This window comes from Azospirillum agricola (assembly GCF_020005195.1).
GTDB lineage: Bacteria > Pseudomonadota > Alphaproteobacteria > Azospirillales > Azospirillaceae > Azospirillum > Azospirillum agricola.
On the sequence record NZ_JAIFZR010000004.1, the window covers coordinates 922,962 to 939,783 of the forward strand.

Annotated in this window: 11 protein-coding genes; 2 read left to right on the forward strand and 9 right to left on the reverse strand. The window is 71.6% G+C overall.

The features are described 5' to 3' along the window. Positions 1-12: 12 nt before the first annotated feature. The 3 genes from JN22_RS12935 to JN22_RS12945 are packed head-to-tail and all read right to left on the reverse strand — an operon-like array spanning position 13 to position 3,981. Positions 13-2,361: a 3-hydroxyacyl-CoA dehydrogenase/enoyl-CoA hydratase family protein gene (locus JN22_RS12935; protein ID WP_085554295.1), complete on the reverse strand. Its 2,349-nt coding sequence runs from the start codon at positions 2,359-2,361 to the stop codon at positions 13-15. 31 nt (positions 2,362-2,392) lie between these two features. Further along, the gene (locus JN22_RS12940; RefSeq protein ID WP_085554296.1) at positions 2,393-3,529 is read right to left on the reverse strand and encodes a thiolase family protein; all 1,137 of its coding nucleotides are present in this window, start codon (positions 3,527-3,529) and stop codon (positions 2,393-2,395) included. After that, complete coding sequence (locus JN22_RS12945; protein WP_085554297.1) at positions 3,526-3,981, reverse strand: MerR family transcriptional regulator; 456 nt, start codon at positions 3,979-3,981, stop codon at positions 3,526-3,528. Before JN22_RS12945 ends, JN22_RS12940 begins: the two co-directional genes overlap by 4 nt. 294 nt (positions 3,982-4,275) lie before the next feature. On the opposite strand from JN22_RS12945, the gene JN22_RS12950 reads away from it, so the two are divergent. After that, complete coding sequence (locus JN22_RS12950; protein WP_085554298.1) at positions 4,276-4,557, forward strand: hypothetical protein; 282 nt, start codon at positions 4,276-4,278, stop codon at positions 4,555-4,557. 70 nt (positions 4,558-4,627) lie between these two features. Here the strand turns inward: JN22_RS12950 and JN22_RS12955 are convergent, their stop codons facing one another. The 4 genes from JN22_RS12955 to JN22_RS12970 all read right to left on the reverse strand — a co-directional run bounded on the left by JN22_RS12955 (position 4,628) and on the right by JN22_RS12970 (position 13,667). Further along, complete coding sequence (locus JN22_RS12955; protein ID WP_085554299.1) at positions 4,628-9,469, reverse strand: alpha-2-macroglobulin family protein; 4,842 nt, start codon at positions 9,467-9,469, stop codon at positions 4,628-4,630. Between the two features lie 203 nt (positions 9,470-9,672). Further along, complete coding sequence (locus JN22_RS12960; protein WP_179166143.1) at positions 9,673-10,464, reverse strand: response regulator transcription factor; 792 nt, start codon at positions 10,462-10,464, stop codon at positions 9,673-9,675. 405 nt (positions 10,465-10,869) lie between these two features. Then, on the reverse strand, positions 10,870-11,982 hold the full coding sequence (locus tag JN22_RS12965) for a glycosyltransferase (RefSeq protein WP_085554301.1): 1,113 nt from the start codon (positions 11,980-11,982) through the stop codon (positions 10,870-10,872). After that, positions 11,979-13,667, reverse strand: a complete 1,689-nt coding sequence (locus tag JN22_RS12970; protein ID WP_085554302.1) for a glucosamine inositolphosphorylceramide transferase family protein — start codon at positions 13,665-13,667, stop codon at positions 11,979-11,981. Before JN22_RS12970 ends, JN22_RS12965 begins: the two co-directional genes overlap by 4 nt. A gap of 476 nt (positions 13,668-14,143) precedes the next feature. On the opposite strand from JN22_RS12970, the gene JN22_RS12975 reads away from it, so the two are divergent. Next, positions 14,144-14,578 carry a MarR family winged helix-turn-helix transcriptional regulator gene (locus JN22_RS12975; protein ID WP_179166144.1) on the forward strand — a complete coding sequence of 145 codons (435 nt, stop codon included), beginning with the start codon at positions 14,144-14,146 and terminating at the stop codon, positions 14,576-14,578. 56 nt (positions 14,579-14,634) lie between these two features. On the opposite strand, the gene JN22_RS12980 is transcribed toward JN22_RS12975, so the two are convergent. Then, entirely contained in the window at positions 14,635-15,480 is an 846-nt protein-coding gene (locus tag JN22_RS12980; protein ID WP_179166145.1) for a glycoside hydrolase family 16 protein, read from the reverse strand. A 5-nt stretch (positions 15,481-15,485) separates the two neighbouring features. Beyond that, positions 15,486-16,778 carry a GNAT family N-acetyltransferase gene (locus JN22_RS12985; RefSeq protein ID WP_085554305.1) on the reverse strand — a complete coding sequence of 431 codons (1,293 nt, stop codon included), beginning with the start codon at positions 16,776-16,778 and terminating at the stop codon, positions 15,486-15,488. Between the last annotated feature and the right edge of the window lie 44 nt (positions 16,779-16,822).

Consider the following 16,822-nt stretch of genomic DNA (forward strand, 5'->3'; position numbering starts at 1 on the left):
CTCAATCCCCCCTCAATTCCGCAGCGGCTTGCCGGTGGTCAGCATGTGCTCGACCCGGTCGATGGTGCCGTTGGTCCGCACCAGATCCATGAACGCCTTGCGCTCCAGCTCCAGCAGTTCATCCTCGCCGACCGGCTTGGAGGCGTCGGCGTCGGCACCGCCGCTGAGGATCTCGGCCAGCGCGGCGCAGACCACCTTGTCGTGCGTCGTCACCTTGCCCTGAAGGGCGAAGCCCTCGACCGCCAGCTCCAGCGCGGCGCGCGCGGTCGGGCCGGGCAGGACGAAGCTGTCCTTCTCCGGCGGGCTGTAGTTTTCCGCCAGTTGCAGCGCCTTGGCCTTGGCGTCGGCCAGCAGGCGGTCGCGGTTCATGGTGATGCCGTCCGTGCTGCGGAAATACAGCAGCTCCTTGGCCTCGGCCGCCGACTTGGCGACGGTGGCGGTGCTGATGATCTCGAAGGCCTTGGCGACGGGGGGCATCGGCCCGCGCGGCGCCTTGGGGTTCCTGGCGTGGCGGGCCAGCATCTCGGTGCAGCCGCCCCAGGCCGGGATCAGCCCGACGCCGACCTCGACGAGGCCGACATAGGTCTCGGCGTGGGCCTGGACATGGTCGGAGTGCAGCAGGATCTCGCAGCCGCCGCCAAGCGCCAGACCGCTGGGCGCCGCCACCACCGGGAAGGGGGCGTAGCGCAGCGCGCGGTAGGTGCGCTGTCCGGCCTCCACCATCTCCTCGATCTGCGGCCACAGGCCGATGTTCAGCGCGAACAGGGCGAGGCCCAGATTGGCGCCGACCGAGAAGTTGTCGGCCTCGTTGTGGATGACCAGCGCCTTCCAGGCCCCGCTCTTGCCGTCGCCGATCAGCTTCATGGCCTTGCCGTAGGCGGCCATGGTGTCGCCGTCCAGCGCGTTCATCTTGCTGGTGAACTCGAAGCACAGCACGCCGTCGCCGATGTCCCACAGGCTGGCGGAGGCGTTCTTCCACACCGGCTTGCCGGCGGCGCGCTTGACGTCGGCCAGCAGCAGCACGCCGTCCGGGCGCACCACATTGTCGTAGACGCCCGCCGTCGTCAGATGCTGGAGCTTGCCGTCCTCGACCCGGTAGAAGGGCCGGCCGGCGGCGGTCTCGACCAGCGCCGGGACCGGGATGCCCTCGGACTTGCACAGCTCGGCGAACCAGCCGGTGCCGAGACGGTCGATCAGCTCGAACGGCCCCTGCTTCCAGGCGTAGCCGAGCCGCATGCCCTCGTCGACCGCGACGATGCTGTCGGCGATCTCCGGCACCAGGCTGGCGGCGTAGGCCAGCGTCTGAGCCAGCACGCGGCGGGCGAATTGCCCACCCTTGTCGGGGTGCTCGCACAGCTTGCGCAGGTCGCGGCCGGCGGCCGACACGCTCTCCAGCCGGGCCTTCTCCGACGGGGCGTACTCGCCGGTGCGCAGGTTGACCGATTCCTTGACCTTGCCGCCGCCCGCCTTGTTGATGCGGTAGAAGCCGCCCTTGCCCTTGCGGCCGGTGTAGCCCTCGGCGATCATCCTGGTGATGACGGCGTGCTCGCGCATCACGCCGCGGTAGGCGTCGTTGGCCGGCAGGGTCGCCAGCATGCTCTTGGCAATGTGCGGCATCAGGTCGAGGCCGACCAGATCCATCAGGCCGAAGATGCCGGTCTTGGGGATGCCCATCGGACGGCCGCCGACGGCGTCCGCCTCCTCCACCGTCAGGCCGAGGTCGATGGCGGCGTTGACCGCCGCCTGGATCCACAGCACGCCGATGCGGTTGGCGATGAAGCCCGGCGTGTCCTTGCAATGGACGACGCCCTTGCCGAGCCGGCGGTCGCCGACGTCGGCGACGGCGGCCAGCGCCTCGGCGCGGGTCTTCGGCCCGCCGACGATCTCCAGCAGCCGCATGTAGCGCGGCGGGTTGAAGAAGTGGGTGATCAGGAAATCCTGCTTGAAGCGGTCGCTCTGCCCCTCGGTCAGCACGGCGAGCGGGATGGTCGAGGTGTTGGAGGACACCACCGAGCCTTCCTTGCGGACGGGATCGATGCGCCTGTAGAGGTCGGCCTTGATCGCCGGATTCTCGATGATCGCCTCGACGATCCAGTCGACGTCCGCCAGCAGGTTGAGATCGTCCTCCAGGTTGCCGGTGGTGATGAGCTTGGCGTTCCTCGGATGCATGAAAGGGGCCGGGTCGGTCTTCAGCATCTTCGCCACCGCCCCCTTGGCGATGGCGCTGCGGTCACCCTCCTTGGCCCCATCTTTGACAGGGATGTCGAGCAGGACGACGGGGATGCCGGCGTTGGCGAAATGGGCGGCGATGCCCGCCCCCATCACACCGGCGCCGATCACGGCGGCGCGTTCGATCTTCATGGATTCTTCCTCCCTGATGCCCGCGCTGCCGTCAGACCGCTTCCAGGATGGTGGCGATGCCCTGGCCGCCGCCGATGCACTGGGTGGCCAGCGCGAAGCGCTTGCCCTCGCGCTTCAGCAGCGCCGCCGCCTTGCCGGTGATGCGGGCGCCGGTGGCCCCCAGCGGGTGGCCGAGCGCCAGCGCGCCGCCGTCGAGGTTGATCTTCGCCGGGTCGATGTCGAGGTCGCGCATGCAGGCGATGGCCTGCGACGAGAAGGCCTCGTTGATCTCGATGAGGTCGATGTCGCCGATCGACAGGCCGGCGCGGGCCAGCGCCTTGCGGGTCGCCGGGACCGGGCCGAGGCCCATCAGCTCCGGCTCGCAGCCGGCCACCGCGATCGAGCGGATCTTCGCCAGGATCGGCAGGCCGTTGGCCCGCGCGTACTCCTCGGTCGTCACCAGCACGGCCGACGCGCCGTCGGTCAGCGGCGAGGAAGTGCCGGCGGTGACCGAGCCGTCGGCGGTGAAGGCCGGCTTCAGGCCGCTCAGCCCCTCGACGGTGGTGCCGGGGCGGATGCAGCCGTCGCGCTCGACCAGACCGGCCGGGGTCTGGATGCCGACGATCTCGTCGGACAGGCGGCCGGCGGCCTGGGCCTCGGCGGCCTTGGCGTGCGAGGTGACGGCCAGCGCCTCCTGGTCGGCGCGATTGATGCCGTACTTGCGGGCGACGTTCTCGGCGGTGACGCCCATCGAGCAGTAGGCCTCCGGATAGGCGTCCTTCAGGGCCGGGTTCGGCATCGGGTTGAAGCCCATGATCGGCACGCGGGTCATCGATTCGACGCCGCCGCAGACGAAGACCTCGCCGGCGCCCATCTGGATGGCGCCCGCCGCCTGGTGGATCGCCTGCATCGACGAGCCGCAATAGCGGTTCACCGTGGTGGCGGCGGCGGTCAGCGGCAGCTTCGCCAGGAAGGAGACGGTGCGGGCGACGTTCAGCCCCTGCTCGCCCTCGGGGAAGGAGCAGCCGACGACGACGTCCTCGACGTCCTTCGGGTTGAGGCCGGTGCGATCGACCAGCGCCGCGATGACGCGGGCCAGCAGGTCGTCGGGGCGGACCTTGGTCAGCTCGCCCTTGTGGGCGAAGGCGAAGGGCGAACGGGCGTAGCCTGCGATGACGACCGACTTCATGAGTGCTTCTCCTCCATGGGATGCGTCTCCGTGGTGCCTTGGCGGCTCAGATGCTCGGAGATCTGGGTGTCGAGGGTGCGCAGCTCCAGCAATGTCTGCTGGACGTCCTGGAGCTGTCGTTCCAGCGCCTGGATGCGGCCGCGGGCGAGCGCCTGCGCGTAGCGCATCTGCTCGACCTGGGCGTCGTCGGCGTCGTAGAGGGTCAGGAAATCCTTGATCTCGGCGAGGCTGAAGCCGAGCCGCTTGCCGCGGCAGATCAGCGCCAGCCGGGCGCGGTCGCGGTGGGCGTAGACACGGGCCTGACCGTCGCGCCCCGGCGCCAGCAGCCCCTCCTCCTCGTAATGGCGGATGGTGCGGTGGGTCAGGCCGAACTCCTCGGCCAGCTCGCCGATCGAACGGCAGCGGTCGTCCGCCCCCCGTCCCGTCGCTCCGCCGCCGATCTCCATCCGCATCGCGCCCCGCCTCTCGCCTCACGTTTACGTAAAGGTAAAGTGACTCCCGTATACTGTCAACGCTCTTGTTGAGTCCACCAACCAGTTCCCACCCCTGCCTTCCGCCCGGCGGCCGAACCGTTCCCCGGCCGAGCGGGTGCGGCGCGCCCGCGCAGTGACAGGATGCCGCGCCCGCCCGCGCGACGTGCCTATGGCAGGCTCGTCCGCGTGAACGGCGCAACCGGGTCAACGTTCAAATAGGGATCGGGACCGCCCGCTCACAGCGGAGTTGGGACAGGGGAACGGAGACAACCCATGTCATCGCGCGCCATCGTGTCTTTGGGCGTCTGGATTCTCGCCATGGTGCTGGTCGGCACGCTGACGGTGGGGGTGGCGCTGGCCTTCTACGTCGCGCTGACCGCGCTCTGCGCGCTGGTCGCGGTGGCGCTGAGCGTCCTGTCGCACAGGCGCGCCGTCCGGCGCGAGCGGGGCGATCCGGACGACGAGGAGGGGATGGGAACGGAGCAGACCCGAAGCCGCCCGCTCACCGCTGCCGGGCGCTCGGGACGCGCACAGGAACAGCCACAGGGCTTTTAGTCACGTCATGACCGGGTTTGTCCCGGTCATGACGGAAGGCATCGATGACGCGATCGCTTTCGCGCCGTTCCTACTCGCCCAGCACCCGCAGCCGCGACGGCGCCGTGCGGGCCGACAGGTGGGGGCGCTGGAGATCCTCGACGGTGGCGCCCGGCAGGGCGAAGTCGCCCGGCGTCACCGCCCGCACCAGATAGACCAGCCGGAAGCGCGGCGCCTGCTTGGGCAGGTCGACGGCGGCGAGGAAGCGGTCGTCGCGGAACTCGACGTGCGACGCCGCCGACAGATCGCCCAGCCAGGACAGGTTGCCGAGCTGGCCGCTGTTGGCGAGCCGGACATTCTCGATCTCGAATCCGGCCGGCAGCGGGTCGTTGACCAGCACCGAATGGTCGAGCGGATCCTTGGCCTCGCCCTCCAGGATCACCACCAGCAGGTCGTTCTGGCGCACCCCGGCGAGATCGACCGGCCGGCCGGCCATGTCGAAGACGCGGCGGGCGATGGTCATGCCCTGCTCGTCCGCCGCCGCCGGCTGCTCGGGCACGCCGACCACCGAGACGGTCTGCCGCACCTCGCCCCCGGCGTTCCGCACCGCCGGCACGGCCGCCGGGTCGATGCGCTGGAACAGCGGCTTGGCGTTCTCCACCGTCTGGTCGCCGACCACCAGCTTCATCGGCTGGGCGCGGTCGATCAGCGCCTTGGCCGCCTGCAACAGCCACGCCTGCTCCTGCGGGTTGGTGGTGCGGACGGCGGCGAAGGTCTTGGCGACACGGTCGGCGGCCTGGAACAGCCGGTCGCGCTCCACCGCCCGGCTCTCCGCCATCAGGGCGACGACGCCGGCCTCGTCGCGCAGGGACGAGCCGTGGTCGCGCAAGCTGGCGGAGACCATGCGGGCGCCGCTCAGCTTGGCGAAGGCCTCGGTGGCGCGGGGAACGTCGCCGAGCAGCGCGGTCGCGGCGGCGATCTGGGCGCGGCCGAAATCGGTCTGCAAGCGGTCCCAGTAGGTTTCCTGGAAATAGCGCACCGCCCCGGCGTCGGTCATCTTGGCCCGCGCCAGCACATAGAGCGCGTAGGCGCGGCCCGGCAGGTCGGCGGTCTCGACCCAGGCGTTGTCGATGGCCTGCTTCAGCCAGTCGAGCCCCTTGCGGTAGGGCTGGTCGGGCACCCGATAGCCGGCGGCCTTGGCGCGGCCCAGCACGTCGACCGCGTAGGCGGTCAGCCAGGGATCGAGCTCGCCGCGCGGCGACCACGCGGCGAAGGCGCCGTCCAGCCGCTGGAAGGTCAGCAGCCGGTCGATGCCGCGCTGGACGCGGGCCTTGATGCGATCCTCGGGAGCGATGCCCAGCGTGGCGGCGGCGTCGCTCATCGACAGCAGCGGCAGGATGCGGCTGGCGGTCTGCTCCGCCCCGCCCACCCCGGCGCGGTCGAGCGCGAAGAGCAGGCCCGGAACGTCGAGGTCGGGCAGCGGCGCCACCAGCGCACCCACCGCCACCGTCTCCGGCCGCAGCCCGGCGGTGGCGTCGACGGGAAGCGCCAGGCTCCTGTCGGTGGCCAGGGCGGCGAAGCTGTGGCGCGACACCGACGCCGTGGCCGGGCGCACCGTCACGTCCCAGCGGCGGGTGACGCGCAAGCCCCCCGGACCGGTCACGTCGAGCGTGACATGCCCGGCGCCGGTGGATGACGCGGTGAGCACCCGCCCGGCGGCGGCCCGCTTGCCGCGCGCGAGGTTCGGCACCTCCAGCGTGCCGTTGTCGAGCGTCACCGCCCCCCCGGCGGTCAGCTCCGCCCGGTAGTCGCCGGCCGGTCCGTTCAGGTTGTCCAGCGTCACCAGCACCTGCGCCGAGTCGCCGGGCGCCAGGAAGCGCGGCAGCACGGCGTCGGCCAGCAGCGGGTCGCGGACCAGCACGTTGGCGTCGGCGCGGCCGAGCTTGCCGCCGCTCCACGCCACCGCCATCAGCCGCAGCCGGCCCTGGAAGTCGGGCAGCTCGAAGGGGACCGACAGCTTGCCGTCGGCGCCGACCGGCAGGATGCCGGAGAACAGCGAGACCACCCGCTCCGACTTGGGCGGCACCAGCCCGGCGATCTGGCGCAGGCGGGGCGCCGCCGGGCCGCGCGGGCGGGCGGAATCCAGCCCGGCCGGGTCGATCAGGCGGCCGTAGGAATCGCGCAGCTCGGCGGCGAGCCGGCGCCTGCCGAGATAATGCGCCGCCGGATCGGGGGAGGGCTGGTCGGTCAATTGCAGCACCGACTCGTCGACCGCCGCCAGCGTCACGAAGGCCGGCTGGCCCGCCGCGACGCCCTCGACCGTCACCTCGGCGGTCAGGTTGCGGCGCGGCTCGCTCTCGGCCGGGGCGGCCAGACGGACGCCCAGCGTGCGCGGCGCCGGGTCCATCGCCAGCCAGGACAGGCCGACGGCGCGGCGCGGCGGCCCCTTGGCCGAGGCCGGATCCTGCGGGTCGGGGGTCGAGAAGGCGGTCGCCAGCACATAGGCGCCGCCGGTCCAGCCGGAATCGACCGGGATTTCGAAGAAGGCGCCCTCCGGCCCGATCTCGCGCGTGACCGCGTGCTTCACCGCGCGGTCGGCGACGGCGACCAGCACCTGGCTGCGGTAGGGCGGCTTGACATGGACCCAGGCGGTCTCGCCGCCGGTGTGGGCCGGCATCATCACGGTGACGTCGACCTGGTCGGGCCGGTCGCCCGCCGTCGGCGTCATCCACCAGCCGGCGGCGAAGCGCAGGCTGCTCGCCACGCCGGTCTTGGAATCGAACACCTCCAGCCGGTAGCGGCCGGCGGCGACCGGCGCCTCGACCGAACCGGGGGCGGTGGCCTGGAGCGCCAGCGTGCCGCCGGTCACCCGCTGGTCGCGCACCGTGACCTTGTAGTCCCAGCGGCCGTTCGCCTCGAACCAGGCGTAGTCGTACTCCTCCTCGAACAGGTCGTAGGAGAGGTCGGCGCGGTCGACCGGCTTGCCGTCCGGACCGACGGCGATCACGTCGAACCCGGCGGTCGCCCCCTCCGGCACGCCGTCGCCCTCGAAGCGCGGCTTGATGCCGATGGCGAAGGGCTGGTGGCGCACCGGCAGCACGAGGTCGCGGCCGACCGGACGCCCGCCGATGTCGAACAGGGTGGCGCGCACCACCGCCTCCAGCGGCCGGGTGCTGTCCGGCGGCTTGGGCAGGTTGATCGCCAGCGTCGCCGACCCGGCGGCGTCGGTGATGAAGCCCGGCAGCTCGCTGCGCACCGGCTTCACCTCCTCCTGGGCGAGGCCGAAGCGGTAGCCCGGCAGTTCCGGATAGGGGTTGCCGGCGGCGCGCAGCGTGACCGCCAGTTCGCCCGGCAGCCCGGCGGCGGGGGCGCCGTAGAGGTAATGCCCGTCCAGCGACAGGGTGGCGGCGCCCTCGGTCGTCAGCTCCCGCGTCGGCGAGGCCAGCGTCACGTCGATGCGCGGCGGGACGAAATCCTCCAGCAGGAACTCGGCGCGGCCGAGCAGCGGACCCAGACCGGAGGAGCCGGGCGCGCCGCCCTCCCCCTCGGCGTGGGCGACGACGCTCCAGGTGCCGGGATAGGCGTTCATCGGCAGGTCGATGCGGGTGGCGTAGCCGCCGGCCCCGGCGTCGGTCAGGCTGCGGCGCTCGGCCTCGAAGCCGTCGGGGCGCAGGATGCGCAGGGTCAGCGGCTTCGCGGCGGCCGGCGGGTTGACGTCGGCGTCGCGCAGCAGCGCCGTCACCTGGACGGCCTCGCCGGGACGGTAGATGCCACGCTCGGTGTAGAGGAAGGCGTCGGGCTGCCCCGGCGCCGGACGGGCGGCGGCGGCGGGCTGTCCGGAAGGCGGACCGCCGGGCGGCTGGCCGGCGGCCGGGGGGCCGCCGGGAGACTGGTCGGCCGGGCCCGGTCCGCCGGCGGTCAGGTCGAGCACGCCGAAATCGCCGGCGCCGCGCGCGGCGAACAGCGCCTGCACCGGCTCGGTCCCGGCGGCGCGCAACGCCGCGACATCGAAGCGGCCGAGCCCGTCCGGCCCTGTCTGCACCTTGCCCAGCTCGGCGCCGTTGCGGGCGACAAGCCGCAGCTCGACCCCGGCGGCGGGGGCCGCCGTCTGGACGGAGCGGGCGAAGACGACCAGCGAATCCTCGCCGAGGATGGTGTTGAGGCCGAGGTCGGAGACGACGAACCACTGCGTCGCCTTCTGCTCCCAGCCGCCCGGCTTGATCTCGTCGGCGCCGGCCACGGCGACGTAGACGCCCGGCTCCAGCCTGCCCAGCACCCCGTCGATCGGGAAGGCGGTGGTGACGGCCTTGTTGGGCTGGTTGCCGATCCCCATCTCGCCGCGCCACACCTCCTGGCCGGAACGGTCGAGGATCTCGCCGATGTCGTAGTCGGTCATCTGCTGGGTGATGCGGCCGAAATAAATCTTCTCGACCAGCGCCCGGTCGGCGATGCGCAGCACCTGGAGCTTCGCGCGGTCGAGGTTGATCGAGCGCAGCGGCAGCCCCTCGCCGCCGACGCGCGGCAGGATGTAGCCGGCGCCGCGGAAGGCCAGCGACGGCTTGCGGTTGGGCACCTCGACGTCGCGGGTGTCGGCGGCCGGCAGCCGCTTGCCGTCGGCGCCGGGCAGCCCGTCGCGCAGCGTGATGCGGTATTTCTGTCCGTGCTGGAGCCCCTCGACGCACAGCGTGCGGTCGCGCGCCACGGCGGCGCCCTCGACCGGCGGCTGGACCTCCACGAAATCACGGAAGCTCACCGCGCGGGAGCGTTCCAGCCGGTCCGTGAAGGCGAAGCAGGCCTGCGGCGCGTCGCGCTCGGCCACCACCTCGACCCCGGCGACGCCGAAGGGCACCGGCTCGGCCGGCGGATCGGCGGCGAGAACGGCCCCGGTGGACGCGACAAGAACGGCACAGACAGGCGCCAGCGCACGCAGCATACGAGACAAGCCCCAATTCCCCGGAACGGACCGGCGCGGCGCGGAGCGGTTCAGCCCTGGCGTCGGCTCGGACCCTGATCGAAAACCGGCCGGAGTATGCCCAACCCCTTGTCGTTTCGCCATGTCTTTGCAGGGGCGGCCGGCGGGAAAAAGCAGGCGGCCCGAACGCCGGATCCGCCCCGCGCGCCGGCTGGACGCCGCCGCTAGCCGGACGGGCGGTTGAAGGTCAGATAGACCGCCTGGGTCCGGTTGGTGGCGCCGAGCTTCCTCAGGATGTTGCGGACATGGACCTTCACCGTGCTCTCGCGCATGCCGAGTTCGTGGGCGATGATCTTGTTCGCCTTGCCTTCGCGCAGGCAGGACAGCACGGCGATCTGGCGCGGCGTCAGATCGCCCGGCGGCGCTTCATCGCCGGACGGCGCCACCGCCCCGCCGCCCGGCGGAAAGCCCGGCAGCGGGTCCTGCATGAGACGGCCGAGGAAGGCCGGCGGAATGAAGGTTCCGCCGTTGCCGACCAGCCGGACCGCCTCCACCGCCACCGACAGGCCGAGATTGGTGGCGATGTAGCCGCGGGCGCCCAGCCGGAAGAGGGCCAGCGCGTCGGCGGTGTCCTCATACTCGGCCAGCACGATCAGCGGGATGGCGCCGAGCCGCCCCAGCAGCCGCTCCAGCAGCCCGCGGATCTCCGGATCGTCGGGCGCGGTGCCGCTCAGGTTGCACAGCACGACGTCGGGCGGCGGCGCCGCGCCGATCACCGCCTCCGCCTCCGCCTCCGTCGCGGCGGTCGCCACATGCAGCCCGCCGTCGCACAGGTTCAGGCTCATCGACAGGCTTTCGCGGGTCAGCGGCGTCCCGTCCAGCAGCAAGGCCCGGATTGACCGCGCGCCGGGCCGGACCGGCAGACCGTAGGCCGATCCTTCCGCATGGTCCGCCATGGCGGGGACGCGGCCGCCGGGCGGGCCGGGCGGCTCGAGGACTCTCCTGTCAGACTGCATGCGGCTCCCCCTCGCTTTCGGAACAGACGGGGTTTGCGTCCGATCACCGCTGCACCGGCAACCCTTCTTCTGGAAGGTTTGGCCGTCGCCGGGCTGGCGCGTGGCGGTTCGCCGCTTCCTGCGAAACCGGAAACACACCGTCATATCCGTAGCCACTATAGATTACGACAATGGCCTTTCCGATGTCTAATATGGGCAAATACACAGGTCATTCCGGAACCTGATCTGGGCAGACGGGAAGAGGGAACGGGGCCCATTGTGGCTATGCGACAGTCATCTCCCTAATCTTCGATTGCGCCCCGACTGCCGAACCGCAGCCCGTTCCCTTAGCGATCACTTGCGGTGGGAGGACGCCGCGCTCCGGTTGACAGCGCGCCACGATGTGAACGGCGCGGGAGTGGACCGTCAACGCATGCACAGGGCCGACTGCGCTGTCGACCATGCGCCGGTGATGGCCGCCTCCGTGAACTGGTGCTGGATGGTGTCCAGGGCGTTCCCCCGGATGCGGCCGCTGTCCTTCAGCCCGTCGATGGCGCGGATCAGGGCATCGGCGATCGCCGGCGGCTCGGTTCCCGCCGCCTTGATCATGTTCTCGCCGTCCACCCCGTAATCGCGGATGCCGCCGACGTCCGTCGCCACCACCAGCATGCCCTCCGCCATCGCCTCCAGCACGGCGATGCACAGCCCCTCGCGGACGCTGACCTGGACGTAGATGTCGCTGCCACGGCGCAGGGGCGCGCAGTCGCGGATGAAGCCGAGCAGGGTGACGTGGCGTTCGAGGCCCAGCTCATGGATCACCGTCTGCAACCGCCCCCGCTCCTCGCCCTCCCCGGCGATGTCGAGGACGACGCGATGGCCGCGATCGACCACGATGCGGATCGCCCGGATCAGGTTCTCCTGGTTCTTCTGGGCGATCAGGCGGCCGGTGGTGAGAATCCGCAGAACGCCGCCGTCCGGCTCGCCGCGGCGGGACCGGCAAGGCTCGTCCTCGCGGCAGCGCAGCACCGTCAGCGGCACGTAGAGCGCCGGGCCGCTCCATCCGGCGCCGTAGGCGCGGCGGATCGATGCCCAGGTTTCGGGAGCGTCGTAGAAGACGGCGTTCACGCGGCCGGCCGTCAGCCGCATCAGCAGGCCGGCGCTGCGCCGGCGGTAATCGACGGTGTGCTCGAAGGCGACGACCCGCATCGCCGGAAAGGCCAGCGCGGCGAGGCGCCCGGCGAGGTTCGCCTGCGGCAGAGACAGGAACAGCACGTCGGGCCGACGGTCCATGAGCGCGCCGACCAGCCGGGGAATGGCACGGGCGAGGACGGCGTTGCCGACGTCCTCGTCCTCGTAGAGATAACCGACGCGCGTGCGCCCCAGCGCGGCGCGAAGCCGTTCGCAGGCCCAGCCGGTCCCCTTGCAGAGCGCCAGGACCGACAGGTCGTGCCCCTGGAAGAACCCGTTCTCGACCAACGTGGCGAGCCCGTGCTCGGCGCCGCCGTCGGCGTAGGAGTTGATGAGGTACAGTATCTTCATGCTCCACCCCGTTCGCTGAATGCCTGCGGCGCAGGCCCCTCGCCCGCACCCCCGATCCCCGACCCGTTTCCCTTCTCCGCCGCCGCCGCCGCCGCCGCCGCCGGAACGGGACGAGCGAGGCGTCCCGACAGCTTTCTCATCACCTTCCGGCCGAGCACCGGCAGGCTGAACGCGTATTGCTTGCCGTCGATCAGGGTCCGCCCGCCCCAGCGCGACAGCGTGTGCAACCCGTGCCGCGCCGGGCCGGCGGGGTCCGGGCGCAAAACCGTTGCGACCTCCTCCTCGTAGGCGTCCGGCGTGCAGACGCGGATCCGGTTCAGCGCGATGGCCCCGCCATAGGTCAGGCTGCAATCCTGCGCCGGGCGGTACAGCGCCCCGTCATGCCAGAAGGGGGTCCCGGCGGACCGCGCCGACCGCACGTCGATCTTCACCGGAAGGCGGTCGTGACGACGCCAGGGACCGGCCAGCGACTCCGCGTGCAGCAGGCACAGGTTGTTGTAACCGTCGATGTCCACGTCGGTGTAGGCGATCCAATAGCGCCCGCCGAAAACGAAGAAGGCGGGATCGGCGGCGCGGGTGCCGGTCAGCGGGGTGGCGAAGCGGCGCCACCGCCCGGCGGCGCGGTCGTGGCGGAAGAGGGTGACGGCGCGCGCTTCCAGCTGCTCGGGCACGCAGTAGAGTTCGCCGCCCTCCTCGAACAGGCACGGGTAGGACATATGGGCGTCGCAGCCGAAGTCCTGGAGAGCCCCCAGCGCGCCGGAATCGCCGGACACCGCCATCTCGCGGATGACGCCGCGCCCGGTCGCCCAGCTGTAGACCTCGCAATAGAGCCGGTCGTCGGCGCCGGGCAGCCCGAACGGGTCGGCCGCATACCCGCCGGGCCGGCCGATGTCGAGCCACCGGGCGTCGGCCATGCCGGTCCGGGCCAGGGTGGAGCCGATCGGCCGGTCGAGATAACCGATCCTCCACTCCTCCATCAGCAGCTTGTCCTTGTGCCGGTGCCAGACATGGTCGACGAGGCCGCGGGCGAGGAAGCGCAGCAGGGCGGCGGCGCCCGGCTCCCGCCGCCGCCCCGCCGGGGCCGGCGGGGCACGGCGCGGGGAGGAGGCGGCGGAAGCCGGGCGGCCGGCGCTCCGGGCGGTGAGCATCGAGCGGGACAGGCGCAGCGCCTCGCGCAGAAAGGCGGCGTAGGAACGCCGGGTCGGCGACAGCGTGATCGAATCGACGATCCCGTCCGCCTCCCCCGGCCCCCGCCGCTCGGCCAGGACGATGGTCGCGACGCTTCCGGCCCGGTACGCCTCCTCCAGGAAGGGGAAACCCTGCGGAAAGGCCCGCCCGTCCATGGTGACGAGGCTCCAGACCGGAACGCCGGGCGGCGGGGTCGCGCGCCGCCCGACGGTCAGATCGATGACCAGATCGGTGGAGGCCGGCCCGAAATCCGCCAGATCGGACGGCGACAGGGCCGGCCAGGACGGCCGCGCCGCCGCGCGCAGGTCGGGAACGGCGCGCGGCAGGGCCCGCGCCGGCAGGACCGACCACGGGTCCGGCCGACGCTCCGTCGGAACGGTCTCCATCCGCAGTCCGACGGTCCGCACAGCGGCGACCGTGCGAAGCTCCTCGTCGATGGACCGATGCCAGCGGCGCACGTCGTCGGCATCGGTCACCAGCAGAATCCTGACCGTCATTGGCGCTGAACTCCAAAGAAAACCGGGTGTTCACAAAATTCTCGTCGGCTTCATGGTACTGAGGATGAAAACCCGCAAATACCCGACAATATTCATTACCACCGTTGAGTGGACAATGCGGATCGCCGGAAGTCGAGGCGGGCATCGACCGCTCATGCGCCGCCCTCGGATTTTCCGGTGCCAGACCCGGATTGACGGGGCCCGCCATCGTCATGACGGGCGGGAGCGACCAATCCGGAGGATGGCGACAGAAAATAAATAATTAGAGGATGCGTATTTTATCAACTCAAGTGATTAGGCCGAAGTATCGGCAAACAATTGATGGATTCGCCATCATATACACGTGCTATGCTTGGAAACATGATGGGAGCGCGATCCCGATCTGGACACGCCCGACTCACCATCGACCGAGCCCCGGAGACGGAATCTCCGAGCCACGGGCCGCAAGCTCCTCAGCCAATGACCCGGTAGGCCCCATGATCGACATGGCTTCGTTGGAAAACACCGCGCGGCTCATCGAGCAGACCTCGCGCGCCATCCACGCCGTCGGCCACCGTGAGGGCCTGTTCCCCGCGCAATGGGCGGCGCTCCGCTATTTCCGGCAAGCCCCGGCCGAGGCCCACACCGTCGCCGACCTCGCCCGCTTCCAGCATCTGCAACGCGGGACGGTGGCGCGGACGGTGCGCGTCCTGATGGAGAAGGGGCTGCTGAAGCTGCGGACGGACCGCGACGACGACCCCGTCGAGCGGATCGAGATCACCCCCGGGGGGGCGGACGCGCTGCGGCACGATCCGCATCTCGACCTCTTCGCCGCCCTGCGCGACCTGCCGCCCGACCGGATCGAGGGGCTGACCCGCGGGCTCGCCGCTTTCCTCGACAGATTCGAGGCGGTGCGCCGCGACCACCGCTGATCGCCGGAGGCCGGGCCAGAGGCCATAAGCCGGTCAAATCCCGCCGGCCAGGGCGGTCAGGGCGTCGCCGCCGGCTTCTCCGCCGGGCTTTCCGCCACCGGGCTTTCCGCCGTCGCGGCGGTTCCGCGCGCGTAGACGCGGATGTAGTCGATCGCCAGATCGGCCGGAAACGGGGTGCCGGCGTCCGGGGCCGGGGCCCGCCTGCCATTGGCGACGGCGAGATTGGCGATCAGGTACATCGGCAGGTCGGGCGACCGGCTGGTCGTCTTGCGCACCAGCCCGTCGACGTACCAGGTGACCCGGTTCGGCTGCCAGTCGACGGCGAAGACGTGCCAGCCGGCGGTCCAGTCGGGCAGGAGGACGGTGGACGCGCTCTCCCCCTCCGGGCCGTGCAAGGTCAGGTGGATGCGGGTCCGGTCGTCGCCGTAGAACTCCATGACGTCGATTTCCGGCGGCCACTGCTCGTTCCGCGGCCAGGCCCAGAAGGCCGGCCAGAATCCGCGGCCCGCCGGCAGCTTCATGCGGGCCTCCATGTAGCCGTAGCGGAAGGAGAAGGACGGCTTGCTGGTGATCATGCCGGAGGTGAAGGCGAAGCGGCGGCCGCCGAGCGGATCCGCCGTCTCCTCGCGCCGGGCGACGAGGCGGAGCAGGCCGTCGCCGACGGCGATGTTCTCCGGCCGGTACCATTGCGCCTCGCCGTTGTCCCAGTTGGAGCGCGCCATCCCGCCGGGCCGGTCGTAGGCGGTGGCCCAGCGGGCGGCGTCGAGCCGGTCGCCGTCGAACTCGTCGGCGAAGACCAGCCGCCAGGGGGCCTGCCCCGGCCGGGTTTCCGGCAGGGCCGCCGCCGGTCCCGCCGGCGGCAACGCCGACAGGCCGGCGGCCAGCGCCGCCAGAGCCGCCACCCGCCTCATTCCGCCACCGGCCGGCGCAGCAGCCGCGCCTGCAAGGATTTCAACGCCAGGAAAGCGTCGGGATGGCGCGTCCGCAGGGCGGTCTTCGCGTTGACGCAGAGGGTGAAGCCGCAGGCGTGCAGCCGTCCGCGCGCGGTCAGCGCCGAGCCGTGCGCGTGGAGCGCCATCGTCCCCTCGGTCCAGTCGAGCTTGTAGCGCTCGCCGCCGATGGTGAAGTCGAAGACCGCCAGCTTGCGGTCGCAGGCCCAGCGGATCAGGTTGAGCAGCAGCAGCCGCCCCGGCGAGAAGCGCGCGAAACGGTCGCCGTCGAAGGCAGGCATCAGCCAATAGAAACGGTCGCCGGCCACCATGCCGACATGCACGGCGACGGGCTCGCCGTCCACCGTCAGGGCGCAGACATGGCCGCGCCCGCCCTCGCCGCAATCGGCGGCCAGCGCATGGTAGAAGGCGGCGCAGGCCGGGTTGCGGAAGATGTCCTCGGCCCCGGTGTCCCGGTAGCGGCGCGACTTCTGCGCGATCATCGCCTCGACCAGCGGCCGGGCCTCGGCCGGGTCGCGGACGATGCGGAACTCGACCGCCCCCTGCCGGGAGAGCCGCCGCTGCTTGGCGCGGGAATCCGCCATCAGCCCGTGGGAACGCCGCTTGAGGAAATCGTCGTACCCTCCGTTCAGCGGCGCCTGATAGCTCATGTCCTGCGGGCTGCTGGGAAGCTGGAGCAGCGGATTGGGCAGGCCGCCGATCCGCTCGGGCATCTTCTCCAGCCGGACGACGTCGACCGGTCCGGCCGCCGCGCCGATGGCGGCGAGGATGCGGCGCCACAGATCCGGGAATCCGCCGCGCGACAGCCTCCGGGCGACGTCGGCGCGGATCAGCGGAGCGTTGTAGTCGGTGACCCCGAAATCGAGAAAGCGCAGGGTGGCGACGCCATGCGTCCGGCGCAGCATGAGCGGCAGGATCAGGGCCGGGGCCTCCCCGCCCTTCCCATCCGCATCGGTGACCAGCGTGATGACCGGGCGGACCGACGGGTCGCGGCCGATGGTGTCCAGCAGCGCCGCCATCCAGAAGACGCTCTGAAAGGCGTAGCCGTCCGACCGCGCCTCCAGCCATTCCCAGCGCTCACGCAGCGGCTCGCACGCGTCGAAGCACCGGATGCGGACCGCGCCCGCCCAGGCGGCCTCACCAGTGGCCTCACCAGCGGCGGCGGCGGCCGGCGCGGCGGCCGGCGCGCCCTCCGCCGCCAGCCCCAGGGCCGCCGTTCGTCCCGTCGACGAGGCTTTGAAACCAAGCATGCCACCCCCCTGCCAAGTTCGGGTCCGCGGTTGGGTTCTCAAGT